Source organism: Enterococcus sp. XAF26B05_ASV22 (genome assembly GCF_056727285.1).
Map to the genome: position 1 here is coordinate 2,663,352 of NZ_CM161538.1, position 16,560 is coordinate 2,679,911.

Below are 16,560 nucleotides of genomic sequence, written 5' to 3' on the forward strand. Positions count from 1 at the left end.
AGTACCCCTTTCTTTATAAGTTTAATTTAACTTTTTCGGCAATTCTTAATTTAGCACTTCGTGAGCGATTATTTTCAGCCAATTCAGTCTCACCTGGTAAAATCGGCTTTCTAGTTATTACATTTAATTCTGGTTGAAATTCTTCTGGAACTACTGGTAGCCCAGGTGGTAAATCCTGCATTGTGCTATATTCTTTAAACATGCTTTTTACAATCCGGTCTTCTAAGGAGTGAAATGTAATCACGCTGATCCGACCGTTTTTGTTTAATAAAGCAATCGCTTGTTCCAAAGACTCTTCTACGACTCCCAGTTCATCGTTGACCGCAATTCGAATTGCTTGAAAGATTCGTTTTGCTGGATGTCCACCTTTGCGTCTAGCAGGTGCTGGAATGGCAGATTTTATAATTTCTACTAGTTCGCCAGTCGTTTCAATCGGTGCTTTCGCACGTACTCTTTCGATCTCTCGAGCAACTTGTTTAGAAAATTTTTCTTCGCCGTAACGGAAAAAAATCTTCACTAATTCATGATAAGTATAGTCGTTAACGACTTGGTAAGCAGATAACTCTGCTTCTTGATCCATCCGCATATCTAACGGTGCATCTTGGTGATAGCTAAATCCACGCTCAGCTTCATCCAACTGAGGAGAAGAAACACCTAAATCGTATAAAATACCATCGACATGATAAATCTCCTGATTCGCTAACTCTTCTTTTAAATATCGGAAATTCGACTTGATAAAGGTTACCATCCCTAGATCAACATATTTTTTTAATCGTTGTGCTGCAAAATCCAATGCTTTTTGATCTTGATCAAACGCATATAAATGCCCTTGCTCGCTTAGTTGTGAGAGTAAGTACTCACTATGACCTGCGCCGCCCAATGTGCAATCGACATAGATGCCATCTTCTTTCACATGTAAGCCGTCAACTGTCTCTTTTAATAAAACAGTATAATGCTGAAAATCTTCTGTCATAATGCTCCTCTTTCTAAAAACCAAAATCAATCATCGATTCTGCAATTTCATCAAAATTCTCTTCAGCTTCTGTAGAAAATTCTTGCCAACGTGCTTCATCCCAAATCTCAATTCGATTTGAAACACCGATAATCACGCAAGCTTTTTCCAAACTACCATGCGTTCTCAAAGTAGCTGGGATATTAATCCTACCTTGCTTATCGATTTCACATTCTGTAGCAGCCGAGTAAAAAAAGCGGACAAATGTACGGGCATCCTTCTTGGCTAGAGGCATTTCTTTTAACTTCTCCTCTAATTGCTCCCATTCGGACATTGGATAACCAAATAAACAGCCATCCATTCCCCTAGTTACCACAAATTTCTCACCTAATTGGTCTCGAAATTTAGCTGGTACGATGAGTCGGCCTTTGGCATCTATATTATGTTGAAATTCACCCATAAACATAGCCAATTTTCCCCACTTTTCCACTTGATAGAAACAGTCTACCACATCCCACCACTTTCTACCACCAAAAACAAGAAATCTTCCACCTTTTAATGGTTATTTAAAAAATTTGTAATATTCAAGTGTGTAGAACAACTACATGAAAAAGCGGTACCAATTCTTATACAACGGATTTTATAAGGATTTTATCTTCCAATTTTCAAGTGAGATTTCTCATAAAAATATTTCAAATAAAAAGGGTGGGGACAAGTGGTGAGATGTCTGCCACCCTTTTAAATTTATGAAAAATAATGAACGATGTTCAGCAAAATAAGCACTGCATATAAGACTAAGCTTAAAAGAAAGACTAAGCGCCAAAACATTTTAAAATATCTGCCATAAAGAATCTCTCCATAGTAGTATGCTTGGAAAACAGCCACGCAAATCCCCAATAGCAAAACTGAAATGATCATATAAGGCACAATTGTTTGTCCGTAACTATCTTTTGATAATTCGTTTAATCCTATGAATAAAAATGGAATTGAAATATCCGGCGCTTTTACTTTAAAACGCTCTGTCAATGAGAACGTTGAAATAATAAAATTACTCGCAAATAAGACAATTACTGGGAAAACATACCAAAAAAGCATAATGATTGAAAAAGACACCATTTACTAACAATTCCTTTCGTAACACGCTTTATTAACTATACTTTATTTTCTTTACACAGATGTTTCATTTCGTTTAAAAGTTCATGCCTAAATAATACTAAATTAAGAGAGCTTTGTTTCCTAAAAATACACTACTTCTATTATAATGGAGCTATAGTAGTTTCACAAAAAAAGAGGTGGCATTTTGATTAATTATTTAAAGATAGAAGATGGTCAACTGATTCCTTCTCATTCCGATACAGATGAAACCATTTGGCTTGCTGTTGAAAAACCTACGGAAGAAGAAATCGACCAATTAGTCACAACTTATAAACTCCCTAAAGATTATATCACAGGCGTGCTAGATGATAACGAAAATTCTCGGTTTGAAGGGTTACATCAAAATACTTTAGAAGAGCCTGCTTTGATGTTGCTTCAATATCCCCATGAAACAATCAGTCCTAGTGGGTACACGCAATTAGATACTTTCCCTTTCGCAATTATTTTGACGACTGAAGGAAAAGTAATCACCGTGATCAATAATTCAGCTGATTTTTTAAAACAAACATTTTCTACCCCAGTCCCTAGTAGTGAATTACCTATTCATGAAACCTTGATTCTACACTTATCATGGCAAATATCGATTTGTTATAACCGTTTTTTAAAAGAATTGATCCGACAAACAAACATGCTTGAAGGTGAATTAAAAGTGTCAACCGAAAACAGTCAACTATATCAAATGATGGACATTCAAAAAAGTTTAGTTTATTTTGAATCTGCTATAAATTCCAATTTAGAGGTTTTGAATATGCTCTATAATGCTAGAATATTTACTGATCCTAGAGCTCACTTACCGCGGCTCCATGATATTCTAGTGGAAACAAAGCAAGCTTGCAACAACTACTAGTATTCAACTTAAACTTGTAGATAAAGTTAGCGATACATTCTCAGCAATTGTTTCAAACAATCTAAATAACGTAATGAAGATTTTGACTTCTTTAACGATCGTCTTGACAATCCCCACAATTATCGGTGGAATCTTCGGTATGAATGTGAAATTACCCTTCGCCAACCGAGCAGATGCCTTTTTTTGGATTACAGTTGTCACAACAGTAACATGTATTTTTGTCATTCGACGGCTTAAAAAACGAAACCTTTTGTAAAATTTTAGTTGCTGATTTTTGTAAAACGATGTAAACTAAAGAAAGTAAAGAATAAGGATGTGTAGAATCAATGAACGATAAAAAGACTAGTACATTTTCTAAAGTCACTAAAGTCGTTGTTTGGTTGATGCTAATTGCCATTGCTGGCTCAACAATATTGACTGCAATAATGAGTTTACGATAATCAACTAAATAGACTTTAACAGAGAAGAAGATAGATGCCTTGCATCGCTTTTCTTCTCTATTTTTTTGAGTAACGTTAAACTTATATAAAAACGAGCATGAGGCAAAACCCAAAAATAGTTTTGCTCCATACTCTAAATCTGATTAAACGCAGATAGCTAGCCTATATGTTTTCTTGATTTCTTTCGCTTTTAAATTAAAGCCTTCTTACCCAAAAAGCAAACCCCTTTTAGCCTTTGCGTTCTTTATCAGCCATATTCAACAATTCTTTGGCGTGTTCTGTTGTCAACTTAGTGATTTCACTTCCTGAAAGCATGCGAGCAATTTCAGCTACTCGTTCAGATTGCTTCAATTTCCTAACTTTTGTTTCAGTTCGTTCCCCAATGATTTCTTTTTCGATGAAATATTGGTAATCTGCTACGGCAGCCACTTGCGGCAAATGCGTGATACACAATACTTGAGAATTTTCAGATATCTGATAAATTTTATCCGCAATTGCTTGTGCGACACGACCACTGACACCTGTATCGACCTCGTCAAAGACAATACTCGTAATTCCTTGAGATTTAGAAAAAATTGTTTTTAATGCTAACATCACACGGGACAATTCACCACCAGAAGCAACTCTTACTAAAGGTTTTAACGGCTCTCCCGGATTCGTAGTGATATAAAACTCCACTTGATCCAGTCCTTCTTCCGTGAACTGCTCTTCCGATAATTCAGTAAAACGAATATCAAAAACCGTTCGTTCCATATACAATTCTTTTAGTTCCCTCAGGATATTTTTTTCAAGTTTTTTTGCAATTTTTTTTCGAATATCCCGCAATTTCAACCCATTTGAGATTACCTGATTTTTCTTTTCGACCAGAAGTGTTTCCAACTCGCCAGTCCGTCCTTCTAGAAAATCAGCATCTGCCAATTCTTGTGTGATCTCTTGATAATAAGCAAGGATCGATTCAATTGATTCGCCATATTTTCTTTTCATCTGACGAATAAGTTCAAGCCTCGTTTCTACTTCGTTCAATCGGTTTTCATCTAATTCTAAGCTATCGATATGGCGAGACAAATCGCCGCTAGCTTCTTGTAAAAGATAATAACTGTTTTGAACTGCTTCAGAAATAGCTTTATACTCTGGATCCAGCATCTCGATCGAGAGTAATTCATTCATCGCATAGCCGATCTTATCTAAACTGCTATCCCCGTCCCCATTGACTGCTTCATAACTGGCAGCTAAAGCGTCTGCTATTTTTTGGAAATTCCCTAGCTTATTTCGTTCTTCGATCAATTGTTCTTCTTCACCTAAAACAAGTTGTGCTCGCAGCTATTTCATCACTTTGAAATTGTAACATATCCATCCGTTGTGCAAATTCTTTTTCGTTCTTTTGTCTGTTTCTGACTTTTTTTTCGATCATGCGGTACTCTGAGTAAATTTCTTGATATTGCTCTTTTATCTTGAATAATTCTTTGCCGCCAAAGTCATCCAACATGCCTAAATGTTTTTCACTTTGCATCAATTCTTGGTGTTCATTCTGACCATGAATATCGACTAAAAATTCACCAATTTTTCGTAGATTTGAAATATTGATGATTCGGCCATTCACACGACAAACATTTTTCCCCGAAGTTGAAATATCTCTTTGGATTACGATTGATTCTTCATCGGTCTCAATCCCCAATTCTTCTAAAAGGGTCACTAATTCTTGATTTTTTGGCATTGTAAATAGGCCTTCAAGCGTACATTTAGTAGCGCCTTGGCGTATATAATCACTTGATCCTCGACCACCTGTCAACAATCCCATCGCATCAATAATGATTGATTTTCCCGCACCTGTTTCCCCAGTCAAAACGGTCATTCCCATTTGAAATTCTAATTGTAAGGAGGATATGATCGCAAAATTCTTTACAGAAAGCTCTTGCAGCATGTTTATTCACCTCGATTTTATAAATATCGGAAAAACTCATTTTTTAAAAATTCAGCATCTTTTTCAGTTCGTGCAATGATCAAGACACTGGCATCATCATTAAGTGTTGCAAAAACAATGTCTTTGTAATGCTTTTCTATTAATTTAGATGCCTGCTAAGCGTTCCCTGGTATAGTACGCAAAATAACTTGCTTTTCCATTTGATCGACTGAAACAAATGCATCTTTCATCAATTTTTCTAGTTTGACCGACGTATCTTCCTTTGTTTCTGCCGGAATACTGTATCGATAGCCGCCATCTACGGAAGGTACTTTGATTAATTTCATTTCTTTAATGTCACGAGAAATGGTTGCTTGTGTCACCTCGATCCCTTTTTCTTCTAGATATGTCACAAAGTCTTCTTGTTTTTGAATATTTTTTTCAGCTAATAAGCGAGTAATCAAACGATGCCGATCTTTTTTTCTCATACTAATATGCTCCCTTTCCTAATGATTCGTCTTTCCAAACATCGCTTTTCAGCACTTAGAAATAAAAGCTAGTGTTATTTTTTTCTACCATTATAACGTACTAAATAGGCACACTTCTTTTTCGATTCATTTCCATTTTATAATAGCGTATTTTTATTCATTTTGAAAGGATAAAAAATAAGGCTGAAAATAAAACACTGAAGGTTTTATCTCAGTCTTATCAATAAGATCTTGTGTTTAACGAGCAACTAATCGTTCTTTCGTCTAATTTTATAACCTAGCCTTTCAACTTTTTATGCGCAGCTTCAACAACTGCCGTAGTTTCTGCCGAAAGATCTTTAGGCTCTGATGTTTCTTTAGAGGTTAAATAGGCTAAAAATTCGATATTTCCTTCTCCACCAGTGATTGGTGAGTAATCTAATCCGCTAACAGAGTATCCATGTTCTTGCGCAAATGAAAGAATATCATTTAAAACAAGTGTGTGTGTTTCTGGTTCACGAACAATCCCTTTTTTCCCTACAAGCTCTTTGCCAGCCTCAAATTGAGGTTTAATCAAAGCGACTACTTTACCACCTGGTTTCAAAATTTTATGCAATGGAGGTAAAATCAACTTCAGCGAAATAAAGGATACGTCGATCGTAGCAATATCAGGAACACCTTCATGAAAATCTTCTGGTGTACTATAACGAAAATTGGTCCGTTCCATCACAACAACTCGTTCATCTTGACGAATTTTCCATGCTAATTGGTTATATCCGACATCCAAGGCGTAACTCAAGCGAGCACCATTTTGCAACGCTACATCCGTGAACCCTCCAGTCGAAGCACCAATGTCCAACATGGTCTTATCTGTCACATCTAATTCAAATACGTCCAACGCTTTTTCTAGTTTCAATCCCCCGCGGGATACATACGGCAGAGTTTGACCTTTTACTTGCAAGGGGGTTTCACTCAAAATCTTCTCCCCCGGTTTATCTAATCGTTCGTTTTTATCATTGTACACGAGCCCAGCCATCACTGCACGTTTGGCCTTTTCTCTTGTTTCAAATAATCCTTGAGTAAACGCTAAAGTATCGACGCGCTCTTTTTTCATAAGTGCCTTCTTTCTATTATAACTGCAATTGTTCTAATAATTCTTGTAATAATTCTGAATGAAACTCCGAGCTTGTTTCTTTTATTGCTTTTAACGTATTACTGCCCTTAGTTAATTGTTCGTTCAAGGCTTCTTTAGCACCTTCTAATCCAAGTAAATTTGGATAAGTACTTTTGTTTAGTGCTTCATCTCGCCCAACTTGCTTGCCTAATTCTTCTTCTGTACTTGTCGCATCCAGCAAGTCGTCTTTGATCTGAAAAGCTAACCCTAAATGTTGAGCAAAAATACCCAGTAAATCAACTATTTCTTCTGGCTGCTCCGCCAAAATCCCACCTGCTAAGAGAGCAAATTCAATCAAAGCTCCCGTTTTCTTTTCATGAACATTAGCTAACTCGGACAATGACAATGAGCGTTTTTCTCCTTGTAGATCACCTGCTTGCCCTGCGACCATTCCTTGAGTTCCAGCAGCCTTACTTAGTATCTGAATCAACAATATTTTTTGATTTGACTCTATTTGACTGAGGGCTACGAGTTGAAAAGCCGCAGTAAGTAAGCCATCGCCGGCTAAAATTGCCTGGGCTTCACCAAACACTTTATGATTTGTTGGTTTTCCACGACGCAAATCGTCATCATCCATCGCTGGCAGGTCGTCGTGAATCAATGAGTACGTATGAATCATTTCCAGAGCTGCTGCAACTTGATAATCATGCGTTTGCGCTTTTTTATTAAACGAACGAATGGTGGCTAACACTAAAAGCGGGCGAAATCTTTTACCTCCAGCATGAATCGAATACAGCATAGCTTCTTTCAACTGGTCATTTGCAGTGTATTCATTGATAAAATTTTCCATTTCCTTTTCAATAAGCGGTAAACTTTGCTTACGAAAATCACTGAAAGCTTCCATCAATTACCCTCACTCTCTTCAAACGAAATTTCTTCATTATTTTCGGTCATGACTTTTGTCAATGTCTTTTCAGCTTTTTGCAACGTATCTTGGCACTGTTTACTCAAAATCATACCTTCTTGAAAAGCGGCTAATGCTTCTTCTAAAGGTACATCTCCACGTTCTAAACGTTGGACGATTCCTTCTAATTCAGTTAATGATTCTTCAAATGTTTTTTCAACTGCTTTTTCTTTGGCCATTTTTTTACTCCTCTTCAGCGGGTGTTATTTTTTCAATCACCGTATCTACTATGCCATCCATATAATGGATTTGAATTTTTTCTTTTGGTTTCAGTTCGTTAACTGATTTGATTACTTGCTGTTCTTTCGTTGTATAACTATAGCCTCGACCCATGATTTTTAATGGACTCAACAAATCCAATTGCTGAACAGCAGAAGTAAATTGTTTTTCCCTATCCTTCATGTATTGCGCCATCCGATCATGAAGTGATTGGTTCAAAAACTTTAGTTGCTGTTGCCCTTCTCTAATTTGCCCAAGAGGCGTTTGCTGTCTAAATTGTCCAATAATCTCTTGTGCTGTCCGTTGTTTCTGATGGTAAACAGTTTCCATTGATTGAATCAACCGTTGTGTGATTCGATCTAATTTGATTGTTTGACCTTCATACAAACGATCTGGTTGTTTGAATACATATGAATTTCTTAACCGTTGATACCGTTCATTTTTTTGTTGTAATTGATAGAGGAAACTTTGCTCTAAACGAGTTTGTCGGTCTTTGATTCTTAGTAATTCTTCATTCAGTACCGGAACGGCTAATTCTGCTGGAGCGGTCGGTGTTGCAGCTCTGACATCCGCTACCATGTCGGCAATCGTTACATCTGTCTCATGACCTACTGATGAAATAACAGGTGTGTTTGCCTGATAAATTGCTCTAGCTACTCGTTCTTCATTAAACGGCCACAAATCCTCGATCGAGCCACCACCACGACCAATGATCATCGTGTCAAAAGTACCTAATTCTTCAATGCGCTGAATATTGCGAACAATATCATCAGCTGCTTGATTGCCTTGAACTAATGTGGGAAATAACACCAGCTGTGCAATCGGATATCTTCGTTTGACTGTCGTAATAATATCTCGGATGACCGCACCACTTGGACTTGTAACGACCGCAATTCGTTTAGGATATCTCGGCAATATTTTTTTGGGTCCTTCAAATAAGCCTTCTTTGCCTAACTTCTCACGCAATTCTGCCAAAGCTTGATATAAAGCACCAACGCCATCTGGTTCCATATGCTCTACATAAATTTGATAAGAGCCGCCACTCTCATATAATGAAATACGACCAACTAGAAGAACCTTCATCCCTTCTTTTGGTTGAAATTTCAACTTTTGAAAGGCCGACTTAAACATGATCGCGGAAATCTTCGCACCATCATCTTTTAGGCTAAAATACTGATGAGCATTGGGGCGAAGACGGAAATTGGATATTTCTCCCGTTAAATAAACCCGTTCCAAGTATGGATCAGCATCAAATTTACGTTTTAAATATTTTGTTAAGGCTGTAACTGTTAAATATTGCTGCTCCATCTTCTCACCTTACTTTTGTTTTTTCGCGGCTTCGACCGTTTGATACATCAACATTGTGATCGTCATAGGTCCAACACCTTTTGGAACTGGCGTGATAAAGCTTGCAACAGGTGACACTTCATCAAATTTTACATCGCCGATCAATTTTCCATTCTCGTCTCGATTCATCCCGACATCGATCACGACTGCACCAGGTTTTACAAATTCTTTTGTCACGAAATGACCACGGCCAATCGCAACAACTAAAATATCTGCTTCTCTAGCTATAGCTGGCAAATCAACGGTTCTTGAGTGTGCAATCGTAACCGTAGCATTTTTCATCATCATAAGTTGCGCCATTGGTTTTCCAACAATATTGCTTCGTCCGATCACAACTGCTCGCTTGCCCTCTAAATCAATATTATAAGCTTCAAACATTTTCATGATGCCGTAGGGTGTACAAGGTATCATCGTGGGCTCCCCAATAAATAAGTGTCCCATGTTCATCGGATGGAACCCATCGACGTCTTTTTTAGGATCCACAGCTAATAAGACTTTTTCTTCATCGATATGCTTTGGTAACGGTAACTGAACTAAGATTCCATGGTATTCTGGGTCTTGATTATAATGTTCGATAACAGAAAGTAGTTCAGTTTCAGAAATTGTTTCAGGTAAACGTTCAATTTTTGAATGGATTCCGATTTTAGCTGCTGCAATGTCTTTATTTTTCACATAGGTCTGACTGGCTGAATTTTCACCAACTAACAATACAACTAACCCTGGACGAATGTCTTTTTTTTCAAGTTCTTGCACTTCTTCTTTGATTTGCGCTTGCATCTTATCTGCTAATTCGCGGCCATTGATTAACTCTCCCATATGCACACTCCTCGTTTTGTCGATATTCTTTTATTTTAGCATAATTCGGCTAGTCTTAACACTCTATGATTTCTAAATGAAAAAAGATTCAAAGCATCTCTACTTTGAATCAATTTCTTTCATTACATTCGCTAAAACACCGTTAACGAATTTTCTAGAACGATCATCGCTATATTTTTTAGCAAGCTCAATTGCCTCATCTAAAGCAACCGTGTTGGGAACATCTCCAACATACAGCATTTCAAAAATCGCCATACGCAAAATGATTAAATCCATCTTAGCAATACGAGTGATCGACCAGTTATTCCCTAAATGTTTTTTGATAATCTCATCAAGTTCTGCTTTTCGATCACAAACGCCGCCTACCAATAAATCTAAATAAGTTGGGACAAATTCTTCCCCATCTTCACTAATGATTTCTTGATTGTCTAACTCTAATGCATATGAAATCGCATCTTGCTTTGTTAAGTCAACATTAAAATCTAAAGGAAACAACGCTTGGAGCGCTTTTTCACGAATCTCATGACGAGTGAAACTTGGCTTACTCATTTTCTCCCTCATCTTCCGGGAATAATTCATCGAAATCTGGTTCAGGTAGTTTTTCTGGAACTACTGCTACAACATGGATATTGACTTCCACTAAATCGATATCTGTCATGAACAACACTTGCTGTTTGACACGATCTTGCATTTCTAATGCTACTTTAGGTACAGAAATACCATAATTCAAGTAACAGTAAATATCCACCTTCAGCCCTTCTTCTTCCGCTCTTAAATAAACACCTTTACCGTGAGCAGCACGGCCAAGAAATTCCGTTACATTATTAGCAAATGTTCCACGCATGCCATAAACGCCATCCACTTTAGATGCAGCAATACCAATAATGACTTCAATTACTTCTGGTGCGATAACAATTTCACCTAAAGAATCTTTTGTATTGATCACTAGATTTTTTTCTTCAGTCATTTTAATCCTCCTTATAATAAAATCGCAACAGGCTCACGAATGTCTCTTTGGTTGTAACATTTCAAGAGACAGCCTGCGAAGCTAGATGATAGAACGGTCATAACGTATAGCCCTGACAAGAAAATAAGAGAATAACGTTTTTTCGTTTATATTCAATTACCTATCTATGTTTCTATTCCCTCATAGTTTATCATTAATCCGCTCATTTCGCTACCAAAAAAACTATGAGAAAATGAGTTGAAAAGGGTTTATTTAAATAAAATAGCATCTATTAGACTATCTATTAGTTCTTTCCTCATCGATGGTCTACTTATTTTATAAAATGATCAATTCTTTAGGTGAGTGTGTTAAAACACGATTCCCCTCATTAGTAATCAATAGGTCATCTTCGATCCGAACACCGCCAAGACCAGGAATATAAATTCCCGGCTCATCTGTGATCACATTTCCAGCAACAAATTGTTTGTCTGCTCTAAAGGAAACATTTGGACCTTCATGTATTTCCAAGCCGATACCATGCCCAGTGCTATGCCCAAACGCCTCACCGTAGCCGTAAGATGCAATGTGATCTCGAGCAATCGCATCTAGTTGAATGCCAGTCAGTCCTGGTTTTGCTTCATCTAAGACTTTTAACTGTGCTTCTAAAACGATTTGGTAAATATCTTTCAATTGACTATCTGGCTCACCAATTGCAAAAGTTCTCGTCATATCCGAAACGTAGCCTTGATAGTAACAACCAAAATCTAATGTGATTAGATCCCCTTTTTCGATAACTTTTTCGCTGGCAACACCATGCGGCATCGCGGAGCGCAAACCACTGGCTACGATTGTTTCAAAAGAGACACCAGAAGCACCTAAAGAACGCATATAAAAATCTAATTGATTGGCGATTTCAATTTCCGTCATACCAGGTTTGATCACAGTTAAAATATGTTTAAATCCAAGGTCGGCAATACCGCAAGCTTTTTCGATAATCGCAATTTCTTCTTCATCTTTAACTTCACGCAATTCTTCAATTAACCCCGCTACCGGAATTAGATCACATGGCGTGATTTCTTCTAACAAACTATATTCTGCAAAACTAACAAAAGTTTCTTCAAAAGCTAAATTAGTCAACTCTTCTCTTTCTGCGATAGCTACCACTTCATCATAGATTGGACCAGCATTTTGAATGATCTCAAAACCTTGTGCTTGCTCCGCTGCTTGTTCTGTATAACGAAAATCCGTTACAAAAAAAGCCTTATCTAACGTGATCAGCGCAAGTCCAGTTGTTCCTGTAAAATTGGTTAGATAACGTAAATTGTACGGACTTGTAATTAAAAAACTTGAAAGATCATTTTGTTTCATTAACGCTCTTAATTTATTTACTCTTACCATCATTGTTTCATCCTTCTTTCTAATAAGTTCTTCTCTATTATAGCAAATAATGATTTTGAAAAACACCGAAGACCTACAACCTCTAAATTATTCTAAAGTTTCTATGCTACAAGTCTCATTTTATCATTTTTTAATTTCTTTTCGTTATAGTAAATAGTGAAAGTGAGGTTACTCATGAAAAAAAGATACGTTTTCTATTGCGTTATATTCGTTTTTATCGGCATAGCTCTTTACGCCTTCTTTATAGAACCAAAAAGAATTGTCACTCATCACTACACACTAGGAAATAATGATGGCCAAAAACCAGTCAAAGTAGTGCAACTTTCAGATATTCATATTCAAGAAAAATATCCAGTTGCACAACTAGAAAAAATCGTCACGAAAGTCAATAACGAACAACCAGATATTATTTTATTTACAGGCGATTTATTTGATCATTATGCAAAATATGGACCAATTGATGAAGTGATTGCTGCACTGAGTCGTTTGTCTGCCCCTTTAGGAAAATATGCAGTTTGGGGAAATCATGATTATGGTGGCGGCGCTACTCGTGTTTATCCTGACATTTTAGCAGCAGCAGACTTCCAACTACTGGAAAACTCCGGTGCTAATGTTTCACTTCCTGATGGAAAATCAGTCTACATTGGTGGTTTAGATGACTCTTTGTTGGGAAATTCATCGATTGATGAGACCTTAGCCGCTCGTCAGAGTGACTACACTATTTTATTAAGCCACGAACCCGATAAGGCAGATGAACTAATTGATCACGATATTCAGCTGATTGTATCAGGTCATAGTCATGGCGGGCAAGTAAAGTTGCCCTTTGTTACAATCAAAAATGTATTGGCGGAAAAATACTTTGAAGGTTTTTATACGTTAGCGAACGACACCACTTTATACGTTAATACCGGTTTAGGTACCACAAAAATTCCTGCTCGCTTTAGAGTTCCACCAGAAATTGCTGTTTTTGATCTTTACATTTAATATATTTTTACAAACGAGCAGCCCAAACTAATTATCGTTTAGGCTGCTCGTTTCCTGTATATATAACGTTATCCTAGTACTTTAACACGTCCGCCAATTTTGTCAGCGAATTTTTCTGCGTAATTTTTTGTTTGAAAGATTCGAACATGGTTTTTATCTCTTGTACGGTGTCCGTCTTTACCAATATACCCATGTAATACTTTTACAGCGTACATCGTCATCCCCCCTTTCTTTCATATGGTTAATAGCTTTAAAATCCATTACCATTATTTGTTGATAATTCACTATAACCCCAAAAACTTAACTCAAACATAAAAATCTTCGAATAAATGATGAACACTTCTTAAGAAAAAATGAAGATCGATCACGTTTTATTAAGAACGCTAAATTATACTACAAACATAAAAAGAGCAGAGATCGTTCATCATCTCAACTCTTCATACTCCTATTTTAAAAAAATATCAGCTTTCTATCTATGCTAAACAATGATATCTTTTGTTTTTTTATCCATATGTATCCTAGCGGTCCACGTTTCAAAAGTAACCAATACAGGGTCCGAGTGATTTAATTCTTTTTGGTAGCTTGACAATTTAGGCTCGATCGATTGAACAGACTCAATGTGTTCGATTGTCAACTTCCCTTTTAAAAGCAAGCTTTCATGTTGAATTTCCTCATAACAACAAACAGATCCATTCGGATTACTTTCAATATTCTTAACCGTTTCTCCATTTCCATCCAAATAAAATTGTAACTTTAACAACCCTTCTCTCCACAACGGTTTAGAAACAGCAATAACGGTTGGAAAATCTCGTTTATCAATGGTTGAAATTAAAAATACGGTACTTGAATTTAATAACCTGACAATTCGCTCATGTATCTCCATTGTTGAAGGCCCCCTATTTATCAAGTTTCTATTAATTATAACAACTTTTTATCGATTTTGGAAAGCTCGACCCTCTTTTTATCCCACTCCTTTTACTTCACCAAAAAAACGAATAAAGTAAACTCCTGTTAATTGGCTTACTTTACTCGTTTTGATTCGTTTAATTATTTGTTTCTTTTAGCCAGCTACTTTGACGACTCATGCTCAAAATCCTTCTACAAATCGGTCCTACAATCAATAATTGCAACGGCAATGCCATAATCAGGTTTTTAAAAAACGCGCCGATATAATAGCTCAAAAAATTCTCTGTAAAGCCAAATTGCATAATAACTCCATACATCGACATAAAAAAGACCATTCCTAAAACCATACAGCTTGAAACAGCAATGATCATCTGGATTTTTTTCTCTTTATTGATAGGCAGAGCAAATGCAATTTTCTTAGCTGGTAATGAAACAATCAAGACGTCAAATATAAACGCTACAATAAATCCTGGCACTAATCCACCCAATAAATTGCTTAATGAAAATTGTCCGTGTAATAAAAGATTGTAAGCACTCATTGAAAGCACCATCGAAAAACAGACAATTGTTGTGAAGAATATTCCTTCTTTTTTGTTTTGTGGCATACATACACTCCTCTTTTTTAATAACAGAGTTTATGCTACCATAAAAAAAATTTTCTCGTAAGTTAAAATTTTCAAATCATTTTCTAAGGCTATCCTTTGAAACGAACATGCTTATTATTAAAAATAAAATAATAAAATAATAAAAAATATCATTTTTTTAAAAGTAATAATCAATTATGCTATAATTAAATGAATTAAAAATAGTAATAGAGAAGTGGGGAATTGAAATGAAGAAGACAGTTGTTTTAAGTTTGGTCGCACTATCAAGTATCGTCTTAGCATCATGCGGAAATCCTGAAAGTAAAGAGGGATCCACAAAGCCCTCGCAAAGCAGTACGTCTAAATATACAGAAGAAAAAAAAGATGAAACCAGTGGAGATTTTGTTAAAACTGCAAAAGATACTACTTTTGACGGCAAAATGCTAAAAGGAAATTCATATAGTGTAAAAATTACAAACACAAAAGTTATTCAACCTGGTGAAGCTGGCAATGAATACGGTGATAAGCCAGTAATAGCATTCTGGTATGATACTATTGTTTCACCTGACTACAAAGATGATATTGCAATAAATCCTAATACCTCTTGGATCACGAATTTTAAAGCTGTTCAAGATAATGATCCAAATAAAGTTAATGAACTACGAGTAGCTTCATTACCTGATTCTCAATATTTGGAATCTCAAATAGCAGAAATCAAGCCTGGCGGAACCGTTTCAAATGCTACCGCTTACGAATTGACTGATAATGAAACTCCTGTTACATTGATTGCTAAAAGCATTATAGGTACTGAATATGGAAAAGCCGATTTTCCATTAAAATAGCATCCCTCACACTTCCAGCTAAACTTGCATTTAAGTATTTAGATGGAAACTAATTTAATTAACCTTCTCTTTTGAAGCTTATTTTCTTACAAAATTTACTGGAATAAAAAAGTTTCTCTACTCTTGTTTGACAAGTAGTGGACAAAATTTTTACTAGTATTACCGAGCTAATGGATAAAGATGCACTTTTACACTAAAGATTTCTATTGTTACAGAAAAAGCTATTTAGCTTATTTTCTACTATATTTGATAAAGTATGGTCAATTTTAATTATATAAATTCCTGCACTACTTTGATTCTATGTCAAATTAGGCGGGTTTTTTTATTTTTTACAACTATTCTTCAATTTTCTTTCTATTTCGCAACCACATTATATCGTTTCAATCATTTTAAAAAAAAAAAACCTAAAGACACAAAATTTTTTCTATCAATAATTAAAAATAGTATAGTTATTTACTCTTTAGTTCCCTTGCTGTTCACCCCATAAACAAAGTAAGAGATAAACAAAACCGGAATTATCATTAACGGTGTTTTTAAAAATAAATATTGATCACGTACCCCATTAATCACATCTTGATCAACTAATATCCAGTTTAAATAACTCATAGTCTGTAAGATGAACACCATAATTAAGCCTATAACAAGACTTACTAGATACTTTGTTTTAATCACTTATTGT

Annotated in this window: 18 protein-coding genes and 3 pseudogenes; 4 read left to right on the forward strand and 17 right to left on the reverse strand. The window is 36.0% G+C overall.

Annotation, left to right across the window (positions count from 1 at the left end; genetic code table 11):
* Window positions 1-13: 13 nt before the first annotated feature.
* The 3 genes from rsmH to AC1PU0_RS13200 form a co-directional block, all read right to left on the reverse strand.
* A complete protein-coding gene (gene rsmH, locus AC1PU0_RS13190) occupies window positions 14-973 on the reverse strand; it encodes a 16S rRNA (cytosine(1402)-N(4))-methyltransferase RsmH (RefSeq protein ID WP_069655285.1) in 960 nt (319 codons plus the stop codon).
* Between the two features lie 13 nt (window positions 974-986).
* Window positions 987-1,418 carry a division/cell wall cluster transcriptional repressor MraZ gene (mraZ, locus tag AC1PU0_RS13195; RefSeq protein WP_069655284.1) on the reverse strand — a complete coding sequence of 144 codons (432 nt, stop codon included), beginning with the start codon at window positions 1,416-1,418 and terminating at the stop codon, window positions 987-989.
* 278 nt (window positions 1,419-1,696) lie between these two features.
* Window positions 1,697-2,068, reverse strand: coding sequence for a DUF3397 domain-containing protein (locus tag AC1PU0_RS13200; RefSeq protein WP_069655283.1), 372 nt, complete (start codon window positions 2,066-2,068; stop codon window positions 1,697-1,699).
* A 184-nt stretch (window positions 2,069-2,252) separates the two neighbouring features.
* Between AC1PU0_RS13200 and AC1PU0_RS13205 the strand changes: the two are divergent.
* Both AC1PU0_RS13205 and AC1PU0_RS13210 read left to right on the forward strand, forming a co-directional pair.
* Window positions 2,253-3,210 (forward strand): annotated as a pseudogene (locus tag AC1PU0_RS13205) (magnesium transporter CorA family protein).
* 70 nt (window positions 3,211-3,280) lie between these two features.
* Complete coding sequence (locus AC1PU0_RS13210; RefSeq protein ID WP_071868151.1) at window positions 3,281-3,394, forward strand: DUF4044 domain-containing protein; 114 nt, start codon at window positions 3,281-3,283, stop codon at window positions 3,392-3,394.
* A 228-nt stretch (window positions 3,395-3,622) separates the two neighbouring features.
* Here AC1PU0_RS13210 and recN read toward each other — a convergent pair.
* The 10 genes and pseudogenes from recN to AC1PU0_RS13260 form a co-directional block, all read right to left on the reverse strand.
* Window positions 3,623-5,315, reverse strand: a pseudogene (gene recN / locus AC1PU0_RS13215) (DNA repair protein RecN).
* Between the two features lie 17 nt (window positions 5,316-5,332).
* A pseudogene (locus AC1PU0_RS13220) lies at window positions 5,333-5,782 on the reverse strand (arginine repressor).
* Between the two features lie 277 nt (window positions 5,783-6,059).
* On the reverse strand, window positions 6,060-6,875 hold the full coding sequence (locus tag AC1PU0_RS13225) for a TlyA family RNA methyltransferase (protein ID WP_206835815.1): 816 nt from the start codon (window positions 6,873-6,875) through the stop codon (window positions 6,060-6,062).
* A gap of 16 nt (window positions 6,876-6,891) precedes the next feature.
* A complete protein-coding gene (locus tag AC1PU0_RS13230) occupies window positions 6,892-7,779 on the reverse strand; it encodes a polyprenyl synthetase family protein (RefSeq protein WP_069655278.1) in 888 nt (295 codons plus the stop codon).
* The gene (locus tag AC1PU0_RS13235) at window positions 7,779-8,018 is read right to left on the reverse strand and encodes an exodeoxyribonuclease VII small subunit (RefSeq protein WP_069655277.1); all 240 of its coding nucleotides are present in this window, start codon (window positions 8,016-8,018) and stop codon (window positions 7,779-7,781) included. Before AC1PU0_RS13235 ends, AC1PU0_RS13230 begins: the two co-directional genes overlap by 1 nt.
* 4 nt (window positions 8,019-8,022) lie before the next feature.
* A complete protein-coding gene (gene xseA / locus AC1PU0_RS13240) occupies window positions 8,023-9,366 on the reverse strand; it encodes an exodeoxyribonuclease VII large subunit (RefSeq protein WP_479998481.1) in 1,344 nt (447 codons plus the stop codon).
* A gap of 9 nt (window positions 9,367-9,375) precedes the next feature.
* A complete protein-coding gene (locus tag AC1PU0_RS13245) occupies window positions 9,376-10,221 on the reverse strand; it encodes a bifunctional methylenetetrahydrofolate dehydrogenase/methenyltetrahydrofolate cyclohydrolase (protein WP_111248612.1) in 846 nt (281 codons plus the stop codon).
* A gap of 99 nt (window positions 10,222-10,320) precedes the next feature.
* Complete coding sequence (gene nusB / locus AC1PU0_RS13250) at window positions 10,321-10,770, reverse strand: transcription antitermination factor NusB (RefSeq protein WP_069655274.1); 450 nt, start codon at window positions 10,768-10,770, stop codon at window positions 10,321-10,323.
* Window positions 10,763-11,188: an Asp23/Gls24 family envelope stress response protein gene (locus tag AC1PU0_RS13255; protein WP_010771224.1), complete on the reverse strand. Its 426-nt coding sequence runs from the start codon at window positions 11,186-11,188 to the stop codon at window positions 10,763-10,765. Before AC1PU0_RS13255 ends, nusB begins: the two co-directional genes overlap by 8 nt.
* A gap of 315 nt (window positions 11,189-11,503) precedes the next feature.
* Window positions 11,504-12,568 carry a M24 family metallopeptidase gene (locus AC1PU0_RS13260; RefSeq protein ID WP_111248610.1) on the reverse strand — a complete coding sequence of 355 codons (1,065 nt, stop codon included), beginning with the start codon at window positions 12,566-12,568 and terminating at the stop codon, window positions 11,504-11,506.
* Window positions 12,569-12,739: 171 nt separating this feature from the next.
* On the opposite strand from AC1PU0_RS13260, the gene AC1PU0_RS13265 reads away from it, so the two are divergent.
* On the forward strand, window positions 12,740-13,549 hold the full coding sequence (locus AC1PU0_RS13265; RefSeq protein ID WP_069655272.1) for a metallophosphoesterase: 810 nt from the start codon (window positions 12,740-12,742) through the stop codon (window positions 13,547-13,549).
* A gap of 68 nt (window positions 13,550-13,617) precedes the next feature.
* On the opposite strand, the gene AC1PU0_RS13270 is transcribed toward AC1PU0_RS13265, so the two are convergent.
* The 3 genes from AC1PU0_RS13270 to AC1PU0_RS13280 form a co-directional block, all read right to left on the reverse strand.
* Window positions 13,618-13,764 (reverse strand): hypothetical protein, encoded by a 147-nt coding sequence (locus AC1PU0_RS13270; protein WP_167351535.1) that lies wholly within the window; start codon window positions 13,762-13,764, stop codon window positions 13,618-13,620.
* A gap of 263 nt (window positions 13,765-14,027) precedes the next feature.
* Window positions 14,028-14,432: a pyridoxamine 5'-phosphate oxidase family protein gene (locus AC1PU0_RS13275; RefSeq protein ID WP_069655271.1), complete on the reverse strand. Its 405-nt coding sequence runs from the start codon at window positions 14,430-14,432 to the stop codon at window positions 14,028-14,030.
* Between the two features lie 160 nt (window positions 14,433-14,592).
* Window positions 14,593-15,060: a DUF2798 domain-containing protein gene (locus tag AC1PU0_RS13280; protein ID WP_206835804.1), complete on the reverse strand. Its 468-nt coding sequence runs from the start codon at window positions 15,058-15,060 to the stop codon at window positions 14,593-14,595.
* A gap of 227 nt (window positions 15,061-15,287) precedes the next feature.
* Between AC1PU0_RS13280 and AC1PU0_RS13285 the strand changes: the two genes are divergently transcribed.
* The gene (locus AC1PU0_RS13285) at window positions 15,288-15,881 is read left to right on the forward strand and encodes a DUF5067 domain-containing protein (RefSeq protein WP_206849643.1); all 594 of its coding nucleotides are present in this window, start codon (window positions 15,288-15,290) and stop codon (window positions 15,879-15,881) included.
* A gap of 453 nt (window positions 15,882-16,334) precedes the next feature.
* Here AC1PU0_RS13285 and AC1PU0_RS13290 read toward each other — a convergent pair whose 3' ends face one another.
* Window positions 16,335-16,553 (reverse strand): hypothetical protein, encoded by a 219-nt coding sequence (locus AC1PU0_RS13290; RefSeq protein WP_240485888.1) that lies wholly within the window; start codon window positions 16,551-16,553, stop codon window positions 16,335-16,337.
* Between the last annotated feature and the right edge of the window lie 7 nt (window positions 16,554-16,560).